At 35.4% G+C, this 17,599-nt stretch carries 15 protein-coding genes; 6 read left to right on the top strand and 9 right to left on the bottom strand.

Annotated elements, in window-relative coordinates; all coding sequences use genetic code 11:
• Window position 1: 1 nt before the first annotated feature.
• From CES88_RS09690 to hisC, 3 genes are read right to left on the bottom strand one after another with little or no spacing between them, the layout of a single operon-like run.
• The gene (locus tag CES88_RS09690) at window positions 2-1,090 is read right to left on the bottom strand and encodes a homogentisate 1,2-dioxygenase (RefSeq protein WP_290733810.1); all 1,089 of its coding nucleotides are present in this window, start codon (window positions 1,088-1,090) and stop codon (window positions 2-4) included.
• Window positions 1,077-2,090 (bottom strand): fumarylacetoacetate hydrolase family protein, encoded by a 1,014-nt coding sequence (locus tag CES88_RS09695; RefSeq protein WP_290733811.1) that lies wholly within the window; start codon window positions 2,088-2,090, stop codon window positions 1,077-1,079. Before CES88_RS09695 ends, CES88_RS09690 begins: the two co-directional genes overlap by 14 nt.
• Window positions 2,087-3,226: a histidinol-phosphate transaminase gene (hisC, locus tag CES88_RS09700; RefSeq protein WP_290733812.1), complete on the bottom strand. Its 1,140-nt coding sequence runs from the start codon at window positions 3,224-3,226 to the stop codon at window positions 2,087-2,089. Before hisC ends, CES88_RS09695 begins: the two co-directional genes overlap by 4 nt.
• A gap of 127 nt (window positions 3,227-3,353) precedes the next feature.
• Here hisC and CES88_RS09705 point away from each other — a divergent pair, with 127 nt between their 5' ends.
• Genes CES88_RS09705 through CES88_RS09715 form a run of 3 tightly spaced genes read left to right on the top strand, consistent with a single transcriptional unit; the run spans window position 3,354 to window position 5,460 of the window.
• The gene (locus tag CES88_RS09705) at window positions 3,354-3,776 is read left to right on the top strand and encodes a DUF309 domain-containing protein (protein ID WP_290733813.1); all 423 of its coding nucleotides are present in this window, start codon (window positions 3,354-3,356) and stop codon (window positions 3,774-3,776) included.
• The gene (locus CES88_RS09710) at window positions 3,773-4,492 is read left to right on the top strand and encodes an EI24 domain-containing protein (protein ID WP_290733815.1); all 720 of its coding nucleotides are present in this window, start codon (window positions 3,773-3,775) and stop codon (window positions 4,490-4,492) included. The genes CES88_RS09705 and CES88_RS09710 overlap by 4 nt, the downstream gene beginning before the upstream one ends.
• A complete protein-coding gene (locus CES88_RS09715) occupies window positions 4,489-5,460 on the top strand; it encodes a hypothetical protein (protein WP_290733817.1) in 972 nt (323 codons plus the stop codon). The genes CES88_RS09710 and CES88_RS09715 overlap by 4 nt, the downstream gene beginning before the upstream one ends.
• On the opposite strand, the gene CES88_RS09720 is transcribed toward CES88_RS09715, so the two are convergent.
• A complete protein-coding gene (locus tag CES88_RS09720) occupies window positions 5,455-8,121 on the bottom strand; it encodes a valine--tRNA ligase (RefSeq protein WP_290733819.1) in 2,667 nt (888 codons plus the stop codon). The two genes, CES88_RS09715 and CES88_RS09720, sit on opposite strands and share 6 nt — an antisense overlap.
• Window positions 8,122-8,315: 194 nt before the next feature.
• Here CES88_RS09720 and CES88_RS09725 point away from each other — a divergent pair, with 194 nt between their 5' ends.
• A complete protein-coding gene (locus tag CES88_RS09725; RefSeq protein WP_290733821.1) occupies window positions 8,316-9,074 on the top strand; it encodes a hypothetical protein in 759 nt (252 codons plus the stop codon).
• Here the strand turns inward: CES88_RS09725 and CES88_RS09730 are convergent.
• Genes CES88_RS09730 through CES88_RS09745 form a run of 4 tightly spaced genes read right to left on the bottom strand, consistent with a single transcriptional unit; the run spans window position 9,071 to window position 15,044 of the window.
• On the bottom strand, window positions 9,071-10,030 hold the full coding sequence (locus CES88_RS09730) for a hypothetical protein (RefSeq protein ID WP_290733823.1): 960 nt from the start codon (window positions 10,028-10,030) through the stop codon (window positions 9,071-9,073). The genes CES88_RS09725 and CES88_RS09730 overlap by 4 nt on opposite strands.
• Window positions 10,027-11,106 carry a hypothetical protein gene (locus tag CES88_RS09735; RefSeq protein WP_290733825.1) on the bottom strand — a complete coding sequence of 360 codons (1,080 nt, stop codon included), beginning with the start codon at window positions 11,104-11,106 and terminating at the stop codon, window positions 10,027-10,029. The genes CES88_RS09730 and CES88_RS09735 overlap by 4 nt, the downstream gene beginning before the upstream one ends.
• The gene (locus CES88_RS09740) at window positions 11,093-13,006 is read right to left on the bottom strand and encodes a hypothetical protein (protein WP_290733827.1); all 1,914 of its coding nucleotides are present in this window, start codon (window positions 13,004-13,006) and stop codon (window positions 11,093-11,095) included. Before CES88_RS09740 ends, CES88_RS09735 begins: the two co-directional genes overlap by 14 nt.
• A 22-nt stretch (window positions 13,007-13,028) precedes the next feature.
• On the bottom strand, window positions 13,029-15,044 hold the full coding sequence (locus tag CES88_RS09745) for a (Fe-S)-binding protein (RefSeq protein ID WP_290733829.1): 2,016 nt from the start codon (window positions 15,042-15,044) through the stop codon (window positions 13,029-13,031).
• Between the two features lie 143 nt (window positions 15,045-15,187).
• Between CES88_RS09745 and CES88_RS09750 the strand changes: the two genes are divergently transcribed.
• Entirely contained in the window at window positions 15,188-15,712 is a 525-nt protein-coding gene (locus CES88_RS09750; protein WP_290733831.1) for a hypothetical protein, read from the top strand.
• Window positions 15,705-16,733, top strand: a complete 1,029-nt coding sequence (locus CES88_RS09755; RefSeq protein ID WP_290733833.1) for a hypothetical protein — start codon at window positions 15,705-15,707, stop codon at window positions 16,731-16,733. Before CES88_RS09750 ends, CES88_RS09755 begins: the two co-directional genes overlap by 8 nt.
• Here CES88_RS09755 and CES88_RS09760 read toward each other — a convergent pair.
• Entirely contained in the window at window positions 16,730-17,575 is an 846-nt protein-coding gene (locus tag CES88_RS09760) for an Hsp33 family molecular chaperone HslO (protein ID WP_290733835.1), read from the bottom strand. The two genes, CES88_RS09755 and CES88_RS09760, sit on opposite strands and share 4 nt — an antisense overlap.
• Between the last annotated feature and the right edge of the window lie 24 nt (window positions 17,576-17,599).

A 17,599-nucleotide genomic window follows, 5' to 3' on the forward strand; every position in this document is an offset into this window, starting at 1 on the left:
ACTACATCCAACTTTTCCAATAATCACTTACTTCATTCTCTGCAAACCACTTTGTTGGCTCAAGTGGATATCTGGCATCAACCATAACGGCATACTCGTCAGTGTGAGTTTTATCATCGACACTATTAAAGGCCTTTGGGTGTGGCCCATGATGAATTCCTTGTGGGTGAAACGTTAGTGCTCCAGCATCTATATTATCTCTACTGAAGAAGTTTCCTTGATGATAGAAAAGAACTTCATCGTAATCAATATTTGAGTGATAGAAAGGAACTCTAAGGACCCCATGCTTTGAGTCCTCTAAAGGCCTTTCTACAAAAGAGCAAATAACAAAATTTCTACAAACATAAGTCGTATGTCCAGAGGGTGGAATATGATACTTATGTGACATCACAGGGCAAAGATCGTAGATAGAGAGCTTCGTTGGATAAACGGAACCTTTCCATCCTTTTGCATCAAGTGGGTTAAAAGGATAAGTAACTGTCGTAATTTTACCTAGTCTTTTTATTTCAACTTTATACTCACTTAAATTTTGTTCAGAGCCAAGTGCGCTCTCAGGAGTTTCAATAACCGTTTGGTCATATAGAGCATTTGGACCAAGCATTCCTCTGTCCGGCTGTTCAAATTCAGAGTTTGATTCGATTTTAAATATCTTTGTCGCATTCTTTACGAAAAGTTTATAAGTTGTCCCTCTTGGAATTGTAATATAATCACCACGCTTATAAGTGAGGTGGCCATAGATCGTTTCAAAATGTCCCTCTCCCTCATGAATGAAGTAGAGTTCATCAAAGTCTGCATTTCTAAAGAAGCATTCAAAGCTCACGGTATAATGAGCAACATTGATTGTAACATCGTTATTAAAGAGAATGGGTTGAAAGTAATTTACTTCTAAGTGATCGCCAAACATTGGCTTTTGGCATCTTGGTTTTAATTCACCTTCGATATTAGTCCAATTTACTGGTGGGTTTTGGTGATAAATCTGACTTACTCTGCCAAAGAAACCTTTTCTTCCATGCTCCTCTTCATAAAGACCTTCTGGAATCTTTACGTGAGCTTGTTTAGAAAAAGTTCCACTTGATTTAAAGCTTTCCATTCTTCTTTCCTATTTTATTTTTTAAAGTTCCAATACCTTCAATAAATAATTCTATCTCATCTCCAGATTGAATCCATTTATCAATCTCAAGCCCACAGCCTGTTCCTACAGTTCCAGAGCCAAAGAGATCTCCTGGGAGAACCCATTCGTCTTGTGAAACATGAGTGATCATTTGGGCAAAAGAGAAGTGAGAGTCTCCGGACTGTCCTCTTGACCATTCCTTTCCATTAACAGTGGCGGTCATTAGAAGGTCAGGCTCTAGACCATCAAACTCATCGATTGTTGTAATAACAGGACCAATGATTGAGCAGAAGTCTTTTCCTTTTGCTGGGCCTAGTCTGATGGCCATCTCTTTCTTTTGAATATCTCTCGCTGAAATATCGTTTAAGATTGTAAAGCCAAAGATATGTTTTAAGGCATCTTCTTCTTTTATATTAATTCCCTCTTTTCCTACAACCATTCCAATTTCTAATTCGTAGTCGAGAATATTAGTATAGCTAGGCCAGAGCACTTCTTCATCAGGTCCAATAAAACCTTGTGTTGCCCCTTTGTAATAAGCAGGTATTTCATACCAAGCTTCAGGAATAGGCTCTCCTCTTTTTTCGAAACCTTTCGCCACATGTTTTTCGTGGGCATAGAAGTCTCTGTAGGTTGCAATTTTATCAAGAGGCTTTGCTAGAGAAATACTTTCATCATCTAGTTTATAAAATGTAGGTGTTCCATCTTTTAATTTTAGGTCTCCAACAAGTTTTAGAAATTGAAAAAGTCCATAGCTCTCTTGAAGAGCATCTAGAGGATCATCACAGAAATTTAAGACGTCAAAGAGAGAGCTTGGGAGAGTTCGATCAGCTCTTTCGTATGGGTTAAATCTTCCTTCTCTTTCATAATCACAGGCCCAGACAAAGTTTGGGTCAATGATAATTCCTTCATTTTCATCTAAGATTCCAAGGCGCGTTTTTCCACCGGGAATGAAGTTATTTCTGTAGTGACAAATTTTCATTTCTTAGCTCTCCCAAATAGATCATTATACTTTGGAAGAATTTTTTCCATTGCTTCAAAGTAGTGTTGCATCTCTTCTTTATTTCCAAGTGAAACTCTTACGTAGTCCGGCATCTCATTTGCCTTAAGAGGACGAATTATCACACCTTCATTTAAAAGGTGCTCAAACATCCACTCACTAGCTTCAAGTGATCCTGTTTTATAAGTGATAAAGTTTGTTATAGACTTTATTGGATTAAAATCATGCTTTGTTAAAAACTCAAAAGTTTCATTATATCTTTTAACATTATTTTTTAGTGTTCTATTTAAGTGAGGTGTATCATTGAGGGCACCTCTCGCTCCTAGTTGTCCAATGAGATTTGGTTCAAAGGGGAGTTTTACCTTGCTGAGATTTGTAATGAAGTCCTCATGAGCAAAGCCATAGCCAACTCTAATTCCTGAAAGCCCGTAGGCCTTAGAAAATGTTCTAAGAGTAATGACGTTGTCATAGCGGTAGTCCATTGAGTCAGGGTAATCATCGCAGTCTTTTGCGAATTCAAAATATGCTTCATCTAGTAAAACAATGACGTGGTCGGGAACGTATTCCATTAAGTAATCAAATTCTTTCTTTGTAATATAAGTTCCTGTTGGATTATTCGGATTTGCAATATAGATCGCTTTTGTTTTCTCATTGATTGATTTAGCAAGAGCTTCAACATCAAAACGGTAATCCTTAGTTAGTGGAACCTTCTTCAAGTGAGCGCCGACACTTCTAGTGAGTATATAAAATCCGATGAAAGTATTCTCGCACGTGAGAACTTCATCTCCTGGTTGAAGAAAGGCCCTTGCAATATAGGCCATAATACCTTCGCTTCCATTTCCTAGAATTATATTTCCAGGTTTTAAATTATAGAGCTTACATAGGGACTTCTTTAATTGGAAGGCATGCATATCTGGATAGCGATGTAGATCCCAAAGACCACCAGTCATTTCCTTAATTGCATAAGGTGAAGGTCCAAGTGGATTTTCATTACTAGCAAGCTTTGAAATATTAGTTAATCCCTTCTCTCTAGCAACTTCTTCTATAGGTTTTCCTGCCTGATAGACTTGCAGTTCTTTTAAATAGTCGGGAACTAGTGTTCTAGCTAGTTTTTCCATTGGAGCTCCTTATCTTCTTCGTCTTCATCACAGTCTTTTATGTACCTAATTTTTTATCATTTCTTAGGCCTTTTGTGTTCATGAAATTCACCTTGTAACAAATGAATAGCCTTTTTATAATGGTTAGATGGAAACAAATTATCAATTCGGCCAATTCACTAATGAGCATCTTAACTTACTGAAAACAGGCATTGTTCTTTATAACGAAGATAAATTTTGGGAATGTCATGAGGAAGTTGAAGATCTCTGGCTCTCCGATTATGGTGACGATGCGCGCTATGTCTATTGGGTGGTTATTCAAGTGGCCACTTCCCTTTACCATTATTTAGATGGAAATCTTAATGGCGCAGAGGGAATGATTAGAAAGGCGAAGAGAAAATTGGAAATTTGTGAAAAGAGAAAAGTTGAAACGGAAATTCTTTATAAATATCTTAGTTGGGAAAAATTTAAGAGAATAATACGAAAAATTCCAGAAAAAAGTTGTTTAGATGACTATAATGAACTTTATAGTTTTAAATTTAAAAATCCAAATCATTGGGAAAAAATATGAGCAGACCAATCAAGGCGATACACAAATCACTTAGCTTATTAAAAGAAGATAAAGTTATTCTACTCTTATCAATGATTCCAGTTCTGATTGGAATCATTGCTTACTATTATATTGGAAATTTATTCTATGTAGATTTTCTTGATTGGGGGAAGAACTTAGTTGCTGAAAAGATTAGCAGTAGTGAATGGCTGAGTTATATTTCTTGGATCTTTACAGCTATTCTCACTGTAATTCTTTACTTTCTTGTCAGTTGGACCTTTGTTCTCTTTGTTTCTATTATTTCTTCGCCTTTTAATGACATTATTTCGGGTAGGGTGGAAAAGCGTTTATTAGGTGAGCCTTCTCCAGATTTTGATACCGATAAATTCTTTAAGAGAATGTTAAAGGTCTTAGCTAATGAGGCGAAGAAAATTTTATTTATTCTTCTTCTATCAATTCTTGCATTCATCCTAGGTCTTTTCTTTCCTCCTGTCTCTTTTGCTATATCTGCCTTATTGCTGGCCGTTTCATTTTTAGATTATTCGTGGTCAAGGAAGAATTTAAGCTTTTCAGACTGTGTCGGAAGTTTAAGAAGATCATTTCTTACATATCTTTTTACAGGTTGTGTTTTTATGGCGTTAATTTCAATGCCTATTTTAAATCTCTTCATTCTTCCATTTGCTGTAATTTATTATTCAGTGCTCTTTTATACAAAAGAGAATGGGCTAAAAATTTGAAAACAAAATTCTTAATTCAGGGACCAAGAGATAAAGATAAGTTAGTTTCTTTATTTCCTTTCTTTATAAAGCTCAATGAGTTTTTTCCAGATTCAGAAGTTAATGTCATTGTGGATAAGGGGTTGGAGGGTGTTTTGGAACTGCTTCCTCATAAGGTGAGAATTTATCCTTTACCTGAAAGTCTAAATACGATTATAGGAATCCATAAATTTGCAGTAAATGTTAAAGATGTATTTAATATTGATCACTTCTTTGACTTCTCATTCGACTTTAAAGGAGCGCTGACGGGCTTTTCTTTTAGAGCAAAGAATCGAATAGGAGAGGACTGTGGAGGGAAGAAACTTCTCTATACGACTAAGATGGGAGTTGCTCCTCATAACACACCAATAGATCTGATTTCAATTAATTATCTAAATACAATACTTGAAAGTGATATGGATGATTTCTTTTTTAAATTACCTGAAATTGAAGACGAGGAAGAAGACAATGTTCATGAGCTATTTGAAAATACAAAACCAAATTTCTTTCTTTTAAAAAACTCAAAGAAGAACTTTTATTTATGGAAAGAACTCATTCTACTAATGGATAGTGGCGTTGTTGTTATTTGGGATATGAAAAATCTAAGTTTCTGGCAGGAGCTAAAGTCTCATGAGAATTTGAAAGTTGAGTTGATTATTCAGGGTGAGGTTGAGGGCCTGAGTTTTCTACCGGACTTAATTGAGAAATCTCAGTATATTTTAACAGATGATAAGTATCTCGCTCATGCCTGTCTCTTCTATGAAAAAAGAGCCTTTCTATTCTGTGAAGATGATTACACAAGAATTAACTCTAATTACTTTTCTAATATTGATGATTTAATTATCACAGAAGATTGTGATGTTGTTGAAATATTTAAAGATGGAAAAAAGAAAGAAATCAGAGTCATGGATGAAGTTTTAGACCTCATCCATGATGTTATGAAATTATGACTTAAAATTTTCTAAATTTTCAACTATAGAGTTCTTTTTCTCAGTCAGTTCAGAGTGCTCTTCCTTTACCTTAGAAATAACTTCGTCTTTAGCATTAGAAATGAATTTTTCATTTGATAATTTCTTATCTAATTTTTCAATCTCTTTTTCTGTCTTAGAAAGATCTTTTTCAAGTTTTTGTATTTGCTCAGAAAGATCAATAGATCCATCAAGAGGTATGAATACTTCTGTGTGAGTCGTGGCCTTCATTACAGACTTTGTAGGTCTGGAACTATTCTTATCTTCCACAGTAAGAGACTTAACTCTTGCAAGATCAGCAAAACCTTTTTCTGTAGTTTTGAAAAAATCTAAGAGATCTTTTTGGTCAGTAAATAAAGCAGCATTGATTTCTTCTTTAGGCTTAAGATTTAGAGATGATCTAAGATTTCTAAGAGAAGTAATAACCTCAATAAACTTATTCATCATTTCTTGGTCACTTGTGAAGTTTAGTTTTGACTCAAACTCAGGATAGTCTTGAATGATTAAGAGTTCTTCCTCACTGTCTTTTAAATGACTCCATAGCTCTTCAGTTATAAATGGAGTAATAGGGTGAAGAAGAGTCACAATTTGTCTAAAAGAATACTTAAGAACTGAGGCTCTTCTAATCATTGCAGCTTCATCATCACCATGAAGAATATTCTTAGAAAGTTCAATGAACCAAGAGCAAAATTTATCATAAACGAAGGCATAGATTGCTGAGCAAGAGTCGTCGAAGCGGTACTCTTCCATAGAGTCGTTCATGACTTTAGTTACCTCATTTAATTCTGAGAGAATCCATTTTTCTTGTTGGTCTAAATCACTTGGCAAAGTAGATTCTCCCTTTTCAAGAAAAGGAGATATAAATCTAAAAGCATTCCAGATTTTATTAATGAAATTCCTATAACCACCAATTCTTTCAGGGTCTAAGTTTAATCCTCGGTTATATCCAGAACCTGCCGCGAGAGTAAACCTAAAGGCATCGGCTCCATACTCTTCAACTGTTTCAAGAGGATCAAGTCCATTACCAAGAGACTTACTCATTTTTCTTCCAAGTTTATCTCTCACAAGGGCATGAATATAGATGTCGCTAAATGGTTTTTCTCCAGTAACTTTTAAAGACATCATCATCATTCTAGCTACCCAGAAGAAAATAATATCAAAGCCTGTGACTAAACAAGTTGTTGGAAAGAAGCGGTCATAGCCTCTTTCTTTCATTCTCTCAGCGTTTGGCCAGCCCAGAGTGGACATTGGCCATAGCCCTGAAGAGAACCATGTATCTAGAACGTCAGGGTCTTGAGTGACATTTTCACTTTTACACTTTGAACAACTTGTCTCATCAGTCTCACTTGCCCATTGGTGAGAGCAATCAGAACAATTGAATACAGGAATTTGATGTCCCCACCATAACTGCCTAGAGAGACACCAGTTTCTTGGCTCTCTCATCCAAGAGAAGTAAGTATTCTCCCACTGCTTAGGATAGAATTTTGTATCACCTTTTTCAACGCACTCTAGAGCTTCTTTAGACATGTCTTGAACGTTTAGAAACCATTGTTTAGAAACCATTGGTTCTATTACAGATTTTGATCTATCTCCATGTCCTACTTGATGTGTATGTTCGATCTCTTTAACATATGCTCCGACTTCTTTTAGTTTTTCAACAACGAGTTTTCGTGCTTTCTTAGTTGTAAGGCCTTGGAATTCTCCAGTCGCTTCACTAAGTGTTCCATCTTTATTCAAAATATTAATAATCTCTAAATTGTGTCTCTTACCAATTTCAAAATCGTTGAAGTCGTGACCAGGGGTAACTTTTAGGCAACCAGTTCCCACTTCAATATCAACATGTTCATCTCCAATAATTAAAACTTCTCTATTGCAAATAGGGACGATAGCTTTTTTTCCGATAAGATGAGCAAATCTTTCATCTTTAGGATTTACTGCAACAGCAGTATCTCCGAGAAGAGTTTCCGGTCTTGTCGTCGCAATCTCTAGTTTTATGTCGCTATCTTTTACGGAGTAGAGGATGTGGTAGAAAGCACCTTTAACTTCTTTGTGCTCAACTTCAGCGTCTGAAATTGCAGATTGTAAAACAGTATCCCAGTTAATAATGTAGTCTGATTGATAGATGAGTCCTTCATTGTAAAGCATAACAAAAACTTTTCTAACAGCTTCATTAGCTTCTGGGTCCATTGTAAACATGGAGTAGTCCCAGTCTGGAGAGGCCCCCATCGTTTTTTGTTGTTGGGCAATAATACCACCGTATTCATCTTTCCATTTCCAAATTTTTTCTAAGAACTCTTCCCTAGTGAATTCGTGCCTAGTCTTTCCTTCTTCAGCTTGAACTTGTTTTTCTACAACAGATTGGGTGGCAATACCTGCGTGATCCATTCCTGGAAGCCAAAGAGTTTCAAATCCCTTCATTCTCTTCCAACGAATTAATGTATCTTGATTCGTTACGTCTAGCGCGTGTCCTGCGTGAAGTCTTCCTGTGACATTTGGAGGAGGCATAATAATACAGTAGCTCTTTCCAGTTTTTCCTGGAGTAGGTTTAAAGTACTTTCCATCTTCCCAAATTTTATACCACTTCTTTTCAGCGTCAATTGGTGAATAAGTCGTAGAAATATTATTTGTTTCTTCAGCAGACATAACTAACTTCCCATAAATTTATTTGAACTTAAAAATGGTGAAACTATAACATAAGAGGTGGGTTAGAGAAATAATTTGCTAAGTAAAGTGAATAAGATTTGCGGTTGATGCGGTGTGGCTTTTTTGGCGCAAAAGAAAATAGCATCTAAATAGAAAATAACTATATAATGAAGCTTTAAATTTAAGGAGAGAGTGTGAAAGTAATTTGTAAAATTCTATTTATTAGTTGTGTCCTTCTTCAAAGTGCTTACTCATATGAGTGGTCAAGAACATCATTGAGTTACCTCAATGGTTCAAGCTTTAAGTTGGGAGATAATAATCGCGTAGAGTATACGTTTGAGCATGCTGGAGCCTGGAAGTACGGAGATAACTTTTTCTGGTTTGATGTGACGGATCCTCAATCTTCAAATGATTCAAGTAAGACTGCGATATATGGCGAGTGGGCACCGCGCTTGAGCTTTGGAAAGATTTTTGAATTCTACAGTAAAGATCGATTTGTAAAAGACGTTCTCTTGAGCACAACTTTTGAGCATGGAAAGAGTACTGCAACTTCGAGGTCAAGACTAATTGGAGCAGGAGTAGATTTAAACTTACCTCTTTTTCAATTCTTTCAAATTAACTTCTATGTCAGAGATAATCTAGATGCTGAAGGGACATCTCTGCAGTCTACAATAGCTTACAATCTTCCTATGAATATTTCAGAGAAATTATCTTTCTACTATAGTGCTTATATCGATATTGTTTTTGGTAGTGAGGGAAATAGAAGTGATAACACCCTTGTAAAGAGTCATTGGCATACAGGTCAGCAGCTAGCTTATGATGTGGGAAAAGCCTATGGCCATTCTGATGTCATTTATCTGGGAGCGGAATATCAGTACTGGAATAGAAAGTATGGAATTGAAGGCGGCCCAGTAGAAAATAATTTAAAATTACTTGTTAAATGGATTTTTTAAATTTCTAGAAGCCAGTCATTTACTGGCTCAGGTAAAGAGTCTGGCCTTTGGTAGTTAGGGTCAGGCTTAGGAAAGAGTTCACTCTTTTTGACTTTGAGGGGAGCTAAGTCATCCTTTGGAATCCAATCATTAGAAGGCTTAGGTAAGTCTGTAATCTCTGTATTATTATCTTCCTTACTTGGAAAGAGTTCGATATTTCCAATAACATCATCAATCTTCTTAAGTGTGGACTCTTGAGTTGTAAGTTCTCTAGAATATTTGAAAAGTTTTAACTTATCTAGAGAAGCAAGCTTAGGAGATTTTTCAAAACTTGATGTTTGATAAATAGTCTTTGATAAGAAAGCGAGTTTTCTTAGTAAATCAAAGTGGAGAGGTCTTGTTAAAAGATTAATCTCCTCTGGTGATGATTTCGTAAAAGTTTTAATCCAAGGAGTGAGCAGAGTTATCTTCTTATCAAGCTTTAAAAGTTCTAAGTTCTTTAGAGACTTATTCTGAGATTTTTGAGTGAGATAAGTTTGATAATACTTATACTTAATAATAATGTTTAGATCTCTGATCACGGCCTTAAGTATCCAGTGAGCAAAAGGAGAGAGATCTTCTTTATATTTTCTCTCTATTTTCATAAGCTCATTAATTTCACTTTGATTCACTCTCGCAGTTTTATAGTCAGATGTTTTAAAGAAAGATAGGACTGATTTATATGTTTCCATCTTTATGAGAATGTAGAGTTCATTTTTAGGGATTCTACTAAAAAAAGTATCACTTAGAATAACGTCAGTAAGAACCTCATCTTTGTCTGATTTACTGAGTTCATAGTGATTTATTGAATCTATTAAAATTTGGTATTCAGCGGGTGTTCCTGTGGATTCTAGATGTATTTTTCCTTTATATGCATCTCTAAAGTCAGTTGCATGAATATTTATAAAGAAAAGAAGGGGGAGGATTAGTGCAATCATTTTTTCACCTCTTGTACACTTTCTTTTTTAGATACCTCTAGAAGAGAGTCATTTGTGAGAGTATTCTTCTTTGTATTTAAGAGAAAGAACTTTCCATGATAAGGAAGAATAAGTTTATCGTCCATATTAATGATGGAGCTGACCCATTTGAAAGAACTTAATATTTCAACGTCTTTATTCTCTAAGTTGATTGAACTTGCTTCGTAAGTTTCTTCCCTGTTCTCTTTCGTCGCATTCTTTATGAAGTAGAGTTTCTTATCAGAACTATCGCAAATAATAGATCCACGATCGTTATACTTGCTATCGTAAATAATACTTCCTTTGGAAATTTGAAAGTTTTTTATTGGATACTTTGTTATGGAAGAATACTTTGCGATATTTCTTGTTCCAAACGTTCCTAGGAAGAGCGAGTCTTCGTTGATACAAAGTTCATACCTTGAGAATTCATTTTCAGCCTTTAAGAGAAGGTTTGATTTGGTACTGTTTCTATCGAACTCTATAACCCCTGCAACAGCATCTGTATTTAAATCTGAAAATAAAATGATCTTATCATTTAACATTACTCTTTGAGGAATGAAGTAGGGATTCTTATTGTTTTGTAGTTTTATTTCAAATGAAGTTCCAAGTGTCTTTAGGCTCGTAAAGTAAATGGTCATCTTGTAAGGATTGAAGTAGGAAACCCATGAATCATTTAAGTGTAATCGAGCATCTATGCCTTCACCTAGAAAGTTAGTCTTCTTTTCTCCGTAGCTAGTAAGGTAGATCTTATTGAGTTTTCTAACACTAAGGTAAGTATGAAAGTTTTCATTTTGTTCAATTATTTGAAATTTCTTAGTTGAGCTTGAAATAATATTATATTGTGAGCCTTCTTTTCCTTTTAGAACTTCTTCAACATTGTAATTTGTTGAAAGAAGTAGGCTTCCTGATCGTCTTTGGTAATAAGAAAATTTTCCATCTTTTGAGATGAAGCGAAGATTATTGGTCGCTTGTTTCGTTGCCATCTCTGGAAGAGTTATCTCTGCCTTTGAAAAATTTATTAAGGCCATAAATATAATAAAATACTTATTTAATTCCATAGAGCGTCCATGTTTCTAGCGGATGTAGTTCTTTATAGTTGGCAACAGAATTAAAAATCATATTCCAAGCAATATTCTTAGGAGTATGGATATCAGAAATTGCGCCTCTAAAAACCAATTCTGTTTTATCTTTCTCCTCTACAATTCCGTCAATAATAAAAGGTAGAGGCTTACATTCATTAAGAGATATTCTTTGGAAAATTAGAGGGTAGAGATCTTCTGCGCAACCGATTCCGTGTATAATTCCAGTCTTTGTGTTGGAAAAAAAGAATTTAAGAGCCGTTAAATTTCTTATTGTCTTAGATTCCTTTCTGAGTGAATCATTTACTAAATTTGAAGTTGCATACTTTTCATTGGAAAATGATGTTGGAAAATAGTCATATAGAACTTTCCCCTCATATTTTAAGTAATCAATGAGCTTTGTCTCGTAATAAATTTCTTTAGGGCAATGGATTGAGGTGCAGTTGCTCGGATCGTAAACAATATGGCATCCTGTTTTGTATCCCAGCCTATTTGGGTTATATATATTTGAGTTTACAAGCTTGCATGAAATATCAAAAGGAGTTCTCTCGGCCTTCTTTAATATTTTTGAGATGACAATATCTTCAGACAGAGGGCTGTTCTTGGAAGCTCCAGGAACATATGAGTAGCACTCTTTTAATTCAGAGGCTAAATTTTTAAAGCAAATTTTAAGAGGCCATCCCTTTGAATTATTGGCATCAATATTTAACTTGGCAAAGCTTAAATTTGCCTCTGAAGCACAGGTAAACTCTGTTGAGGAAAATTCAGCCTTTCTGAAGTGGCTTAGTAGTCTATGGGTATTAATAATACCTTCATTATCAACGGAGCCTGGGCAGTCGTGATACTTTGTAATAAGCTGACTACTATTTAGAGAGTCTGATATGCTTTCGCAATTCTCTAAAGGATATGATGAAGGGTGCTTGCTATTACCTTTTGTTAGACAGTATTTGGGCTCATTTTTAAACTTTAGTGCACATTTTCTTAAATCATTCTTGTTAACAGTATCCTTCCCTAGAACATTCTTGCACTTATAGCTAAGTAGGTAATCAGGCTCTTCTCCTGTCACTATTTGAGACCAAATATCTTTGGCAAGATACTTGTCGCAGAATTGTTCTTGATTATCAATATTTTCACATAAGTTCTTTAAGTATGTTCTTTGAAAGTATGGAATAAGTGGGGTGAGTCTTTCAGCAGTATTTATCCTTGATTGTAAAACAGACCTTCTCTTTCTTTGAATAGGGCTGATTGCAGGAAGAATAAGTTTTGCTTTGTCTCCACGGCTGAGAGTCTCATGAAGTCCACAAAGAAAGGGAGTATTTGGGTTTCTCTGCCAGTCGTTTAGAATTTGAACACATTGATTACTTGTCGTAGGAGTTGTTAGAGTAATACTTTTCATAGTATTCGCAAGATTACCTCGTTCAAATAACTTTTCGAGTTCTTTATTATTGATACATTTCTTCTTAAAATATAACTCTAAGAAATTACTCTTTGTGAGTAACGCTCTCTCCCTCTTGTTATCTTTGTCTATGAAATTAACGATAACTCTATTTACAAGGCCTCTCGAAGTTTTAATGAGATCATTTTGAAAGAGAGAGATTAATCTACATTCATCAGTCTGATCTTTTATAAAATTTAGATATCTATTTTCACTATTTAAAAGAAGAGACTTCACAAAGAATGGATCGAGCTTTATTTCTTTAACTTGTTCATCATCAGTTATAAGAAGGCTCTTTTTCTCCGCTTCTTTTATAAGAGTAGAATATTGATTTTTTTCAATATCAATAACTTCAAGTAAGGACTCAATGATACCTGGAGTGGTTTCAATCTTAGCTTCAATATTTTCTTGTGAATAACTAGGAAAAATATATGCCTGGGACAAGAGCCCCAGGCAAAGTATTTTTTTAAAGAATAGTTTTTGCCAAAATTGAGGCAACATCTTCGATTTCAACTGCATCAGTATTTGTTTTCTCATTCTTTGATGAGTGGAAATTAATCATACAATACGAGCAAGCTGTTGCAAGCTTTGGAGCCTTTGTTTCTCCAATTTGCTCAAGTCTCTTCTCAGCAAGGTGCACACCTTCTGGAAGCTCGTACCACATATTTCCACCGCCCATTCCACAGCACATGGCCTTGTCTTTATTCATCTCCATTTCTTTTATACTTGCTCCAGAGGCCTTAAGTATTTCTCTTGGAGCATTGTATTCGCCGTGGTGACGACCTAAATAACAAGGGTCGTGAAATGTAAGCTCTTCATTAAGCTTTTTCTCTGGTTTTAGTTTACCACTTCTGATCAATTCTGCCAGTAATTCAGTGTGGTGAACTGTCTCAAATTCACCGTCTTCGAACTTTCCATACTCTTTTCCAATTGTATGTAGGCAGTGAGGGCAGTGAGTGACAACTTTGTCGAAATCATATTGATTCATATTGGCAATATTTTCGATAGCAATTTCATAGAATGTGTATTCATCACCAAATCTTCTGATCGGATCACCATTACATTTCTCTGTTTTTCCCATCACTGCGAAGCTAACTCCAGCTTTTGTAAGTAGTTTAACAGTGTCTTGAACAACCTTTTGGTTATTGGCATCATATGAGCCAGCACAACCAACATAGTAGAGGTAATCAACTTTCTTACCGGCTTCAATTACAGGAACATCCATTCCATCGGCCCAGTTGAATCTGTCATCTTGCGTGATTCCCCAAGGGTTTCCATTATTTCTCACTTTATTTACAGCATCAGCAGCCGCTGGAGGTATGTCTCCAAGGGTAAGAGTTTTATACCTTTTCGCTTCCATGATGATGTCAACGTGTTCGATATTGGCCGGACATTCTTCCATACAAGCACCACAAGTCGTACAGGCGTCAAGCTCGTTTGAAGCGTAGAGTGGATTTTCCCAAATATCGGCGTCTTTTTCACCTTTTGCTTCTACTTCAAGAACAAAGTCTCTCGCTTTTGTGATAATTGTTTTTGGATTTAAGTTCTTTCCTGCGTTTAGCGCTGGGCAAACATTTGTACATCTTCCACACTCAACACAAGTTAGAAGATCAATTCTATTCTTTGCAGTAAGTTCTGATAATCTACCCAGTCCAAAGGTTTCAGCATTCTCATCTTCAAAGTTCATTGGTTTTAGAACTGCACCTCTTCTTGGTGGAGTAATTAAAGCTTGAAAAGGTAACATGAAAATATGAGAAAATTTTGAGTGACCAATACTTGCGACGAAGGCCATTGTATTTGCCATATGGAAGAACCATAAAACTCTGTAGATAGTTGCAAGAGTACCATCTCCCATATTAAAAGTTTGGAATAGGCTTGCTAGACACCAACCAATTGGGGCCCAAGTTCTTTCGCCTTCTGGCATTCCTGTTCCAAGAATTCTAATACCCTCAATTAAGTAACCAATAATAACAAGGGCGGAAAGCATTCCATACATGAAGAGTTCTTGCTTTGGCTTACTGGCAGATAGGTAATCAGGCTTATTTATATATCTTCTCTTAAATGCCATGGCGAGACCAACAAGGACCATTAGTCCTGCAATATCAGCGAGAAATGATACTGTTATATAAAGTGGTCCCTTAAAAATTTTAAAAGGAGTGTCGTAGTGAATGGCCACTAAGTCTGTAGCAATCCAGAGAATGAAAAATCCCCAGAAGATAAGCCCGTGAAAGATTTTTACATCTTTAGATCTTGGGACCTTTCCAGTTAGAAATGCAGTTTTAAAAAACGCGCCCCAATTTAATTTTTCTGGAAGTAATCTCTTTAGTCCTTTTATACCTTCGCCAGCAGTGATGAATATGACTTTGTCATAAAACCCTTTGGCCATGTAGGCGAGACTTGCAAAAAATAAAACATACATTGCCACCTTGAACGATGGGGGTATGTTCCACATAATTTCGCGTGATGCCATAGTTGCGTCCATAACTCTTCTCCTAGAGTGATTAAGCTAATCAATTTTCTTTTCAGTTTCCTTAATAGAATAGTTGATTTAGGGTAATAAATGAATGAGAAATTTTAGGCACATAGGCCATTTCATTAAATATAGACCTCTGTAGGGATAAAAACTTGATCAATTTACTATTAGAATCAAAAGTCATAAGTATTAATGTCGTATTATTGATCGTTTTAGGTCTTAAGAAATATTTTGCAACAAATAATTATAGAGAATTTAAATTTCTTGAGTACTTTAGTCTTCTACTGTTTTTTATTGTTCCTTTGTTGGGGCTAGAAAGAAAGATTGCGGTTAATTTATCAGTAACATCTCTAGGCTGTTTCGTTGCTTGTTTAATTTATCCACATTTACTTACTTATTTAAAAGAAGGGGAGTTAAAACAAAAGAAGAGGGCCATACAAAAGATTCCATTTCTATTTATTGTAATTTTCTTTACGATGTCTAATCACGTTGAGTTGTTGTACGCATATATATTTATCGGACTTGTGATTCTTGTCTTAAAGAGAAGCCTAGCAGGAGCGTTTTTTTCCTGGCCATTTCTACTTTCGGGATTTTTTGAAAATTCCGCTATAATGGTTACTCTAGTCACAATTTCTTTTGCTGTAGGAATTTACTTATTTGAGGATAAGAATGTTTAAAAAACTTATAATAATATCATTTATTTTTATAATGGCTTCATGTTCAAAAGTAGAAACAATAGGGCTTAAAACACATAATTTTAATTCAAGACCTAAGAGAATTGTGTGGATTCAGGTTGCTGGATTAACCGAGGAGCACTTTGCCCTTGCAAAATTTACAAGATCAGCAGTAGAGGAGAAAATTTCATTTGAAAACTCATCATGCATGGGAAAACTATGGAATTTTAACCTCTATGAATTACGGCCAGATGCTACATCAGGTTTTCTATCTCAATCATTTGGAACAAAGAATATCACTGGCCAATGTTCAGACTATGAAAATGAGCCGCTTTGGTCTTACCTTCATCGAATTGGTTTTAAGGTGAGTGTTTTAGAAAATGGTGCAAGTGATAAGCAGTCTCTTATTAACTCTTGGAAGTGTAACTCGGAAAAGAATGTTATCCCTAAAGTAACTAGTCTTTGGAAAATGGCTGATTCCTCTAATGAAAAGGCAAAGAGGTTTCACTTTCAAGAAGAAATGGAATTCAATGATGGAGATATTCTCTACGATAGAAGTTGTAAGGCGGGAATTTGCTATGCGAGCCTCTATAATAATGCCATCGAAATGTATAAAAATCTTTTAACAAAAACAGTTCGCAGCATGCTTATTGTTAGAGATTTTAGTTTGGAAAGTGCTATCGCTCGAAAAGACATTGAAAATGTTCGAGATAGGATTAATGGCCTTGAGAAGCTTTATGGGTTCTTTATAAATGAAGTAGATAAAAAGAGAGATGTGTTGCTCGTTTTGACTGGTTCTGGTGGAAGAAATATAGAACTTCCAAGAAGAGGAAAGCAGTGGGAAAAGTTCGATCAAAAAGGAAGTTTTGTCATCTATAAGAGAAACTCTCTTATGTCACCTGTTCTTGCTGAAGGGGCTGGCTCTGAAAACTTTTGCGGGCTCTATGACGAGAGTGAAATATTTAAGAGATTTCTATGGTCTCCTGAAGAAAAGAAAATCCCTCTCGATTTAATCAATCTCTAGTGGTTGATATTTACTATCTCATCTCTTGTGATGAGGTAGTAAGTCTTGCAGTAATCGCATTTTGCTTCTAGTTCATTCTTACTTTCAAATATTTCATCAATGCCAGAAGAAAGACAGAGAGATGATATAGAGCGAACCATTCTCTCTCTAGAGCAATTACACTTAAACTCTACAAGTTTACTACCAAGGTAAGTAAAGCCTAGGGATTCAAAGTGTCCTTGTATTTCAGTTTGCTGTGTTGTGGACTTTGAAAAAATTTCTTTAATATGCTTTTGAGATTTTACCCAATACTCGGCAGGAGATAGTTGAGTAGAGTCGGCTTCTTCTTTGTCCACATTTGTTTGTGGTAACTGTTGAATCATTACACTTTGATCAGAGTTGTCACTGAGGTGTATATCCGCTTTTAATTGATAAGAGTCTTGTAGAATCTTATTTACGACTTGATGAAAACTAATATTATTAAGTTCGATAACTGAAGTGTATGGACTTGGATTATTTGGAAATATTTTAGAAAGCCTACAAGTTCCAGTGATCTTTTCTGGAAAAGTATTAAAGTTTTCAGGCATAAGGAGAGTTCTCATTCTTCCTGCAAAATTCATCTCTATCTTTAGTTTAAAATAAGGCTCATTAGAATCAATAAAGAGGCCTAGACCTTCACCGGACTTTAAAAGAGAGATAAGGTTTTGGGCCGTAAGTATGGAATCCCTGAAATAGGCAAAACCATCAGACTTAACATCGTGAATTATTGCTAGGTCGTGAATAAGTTTCTGTCCATCTAGAAAGTGAACAGTGAAATTATTCTCTCTATCTAAAAAACTATATAATCTACTCTCATCTAACATTATGCTTTTAACCTTTTTTTGCTA

Source organism: Halobacteriovorax sp. JY17 (genome assembly GCF_002753895.1).
Taxonomy (GTDB): domain Bacteria; phylum Bdellovibrionota; class Bacteriovoracia; order Bacteriovoracales; family Bacteriovoracaceae; genus Halobacteriovorax.

Bases quoted from the DNA above. Each gene is read 5' to 3' on its own strand.
- CES88_RS09690 (WP_290733810.1), bottom strand. From the start codon at position 1,090: ATGGAAAGCTTTAAATCAAGTGGAACTTTTTCTAAACAAGCTCACGTA.
- CES88_RS09695 (WP_290733811.1), bottom strand. From the start codon at position 2,090: ATGAAAATTTGTCACTACAGAAATAACTTCATTCCCGGTGGAAAAACG.
- hisC (WP_290733812.1), bottom strand. From the start codon at position 3,226: ATGGAAAAACTAGCTAGAACACTAGTTCCCGACTATTTAAAAGAACTG.
- CES88_RS09705 (WP_290733813.1), top strand. From the start codon at position 3,354: ATGGAAACAAATTATCAATTCGGCCAATTCACTAATGAGCATCTTAAC.
- CES88_RS09710 (WP_290733815.1), top strand. From the start codon at position 3,773: ATGAGCAGACCAATCAAGGCGATACACAAATCACTTAGCTTATTAAAA.
- CES88_RS09720 (WP_290733819.1), bottom strand. From the start codon at position 8,121: ATGTCTGCTGAAGAAACAAATAATATTTCTACGACTTATTCACCAATT.
- CES88_RS09730 (WP_290733823.1), bottom strand. From the start codon at position 10,030: ATGATTGCACTAATCCTCCCCCTTCTTTTCTTTATAAATATTCATGCA.
- CES88_RS09735 (WP_290733825.1), bottom strand. From the start codon at position 11,106: ATGGAATTAAATAAGTATTTTATTATATTTATGGCCTTAATAAATTTT.
- CES88_RS09745 (WP_290733829.1), bottom strand. From the start codon at position 15,044: ATGGACGCAACTATGGCATCACGCGAAATTATGTGGAACATACCCCCA.
- CES88_RS09755 (WP_290733833.1), top strand. From the start codon at position 15,705: ATGTTTAAAAAACTTATAATAATATCATTTATTTTTATAATGGCTTCA.
- CES88_RS09760 (WP_290733835.1), bottom strand. From the start codon at position 17,575: ATGTTAGATGAGAGTAGATTATATAGTTTTTTAGATAGAGAGAATAAT.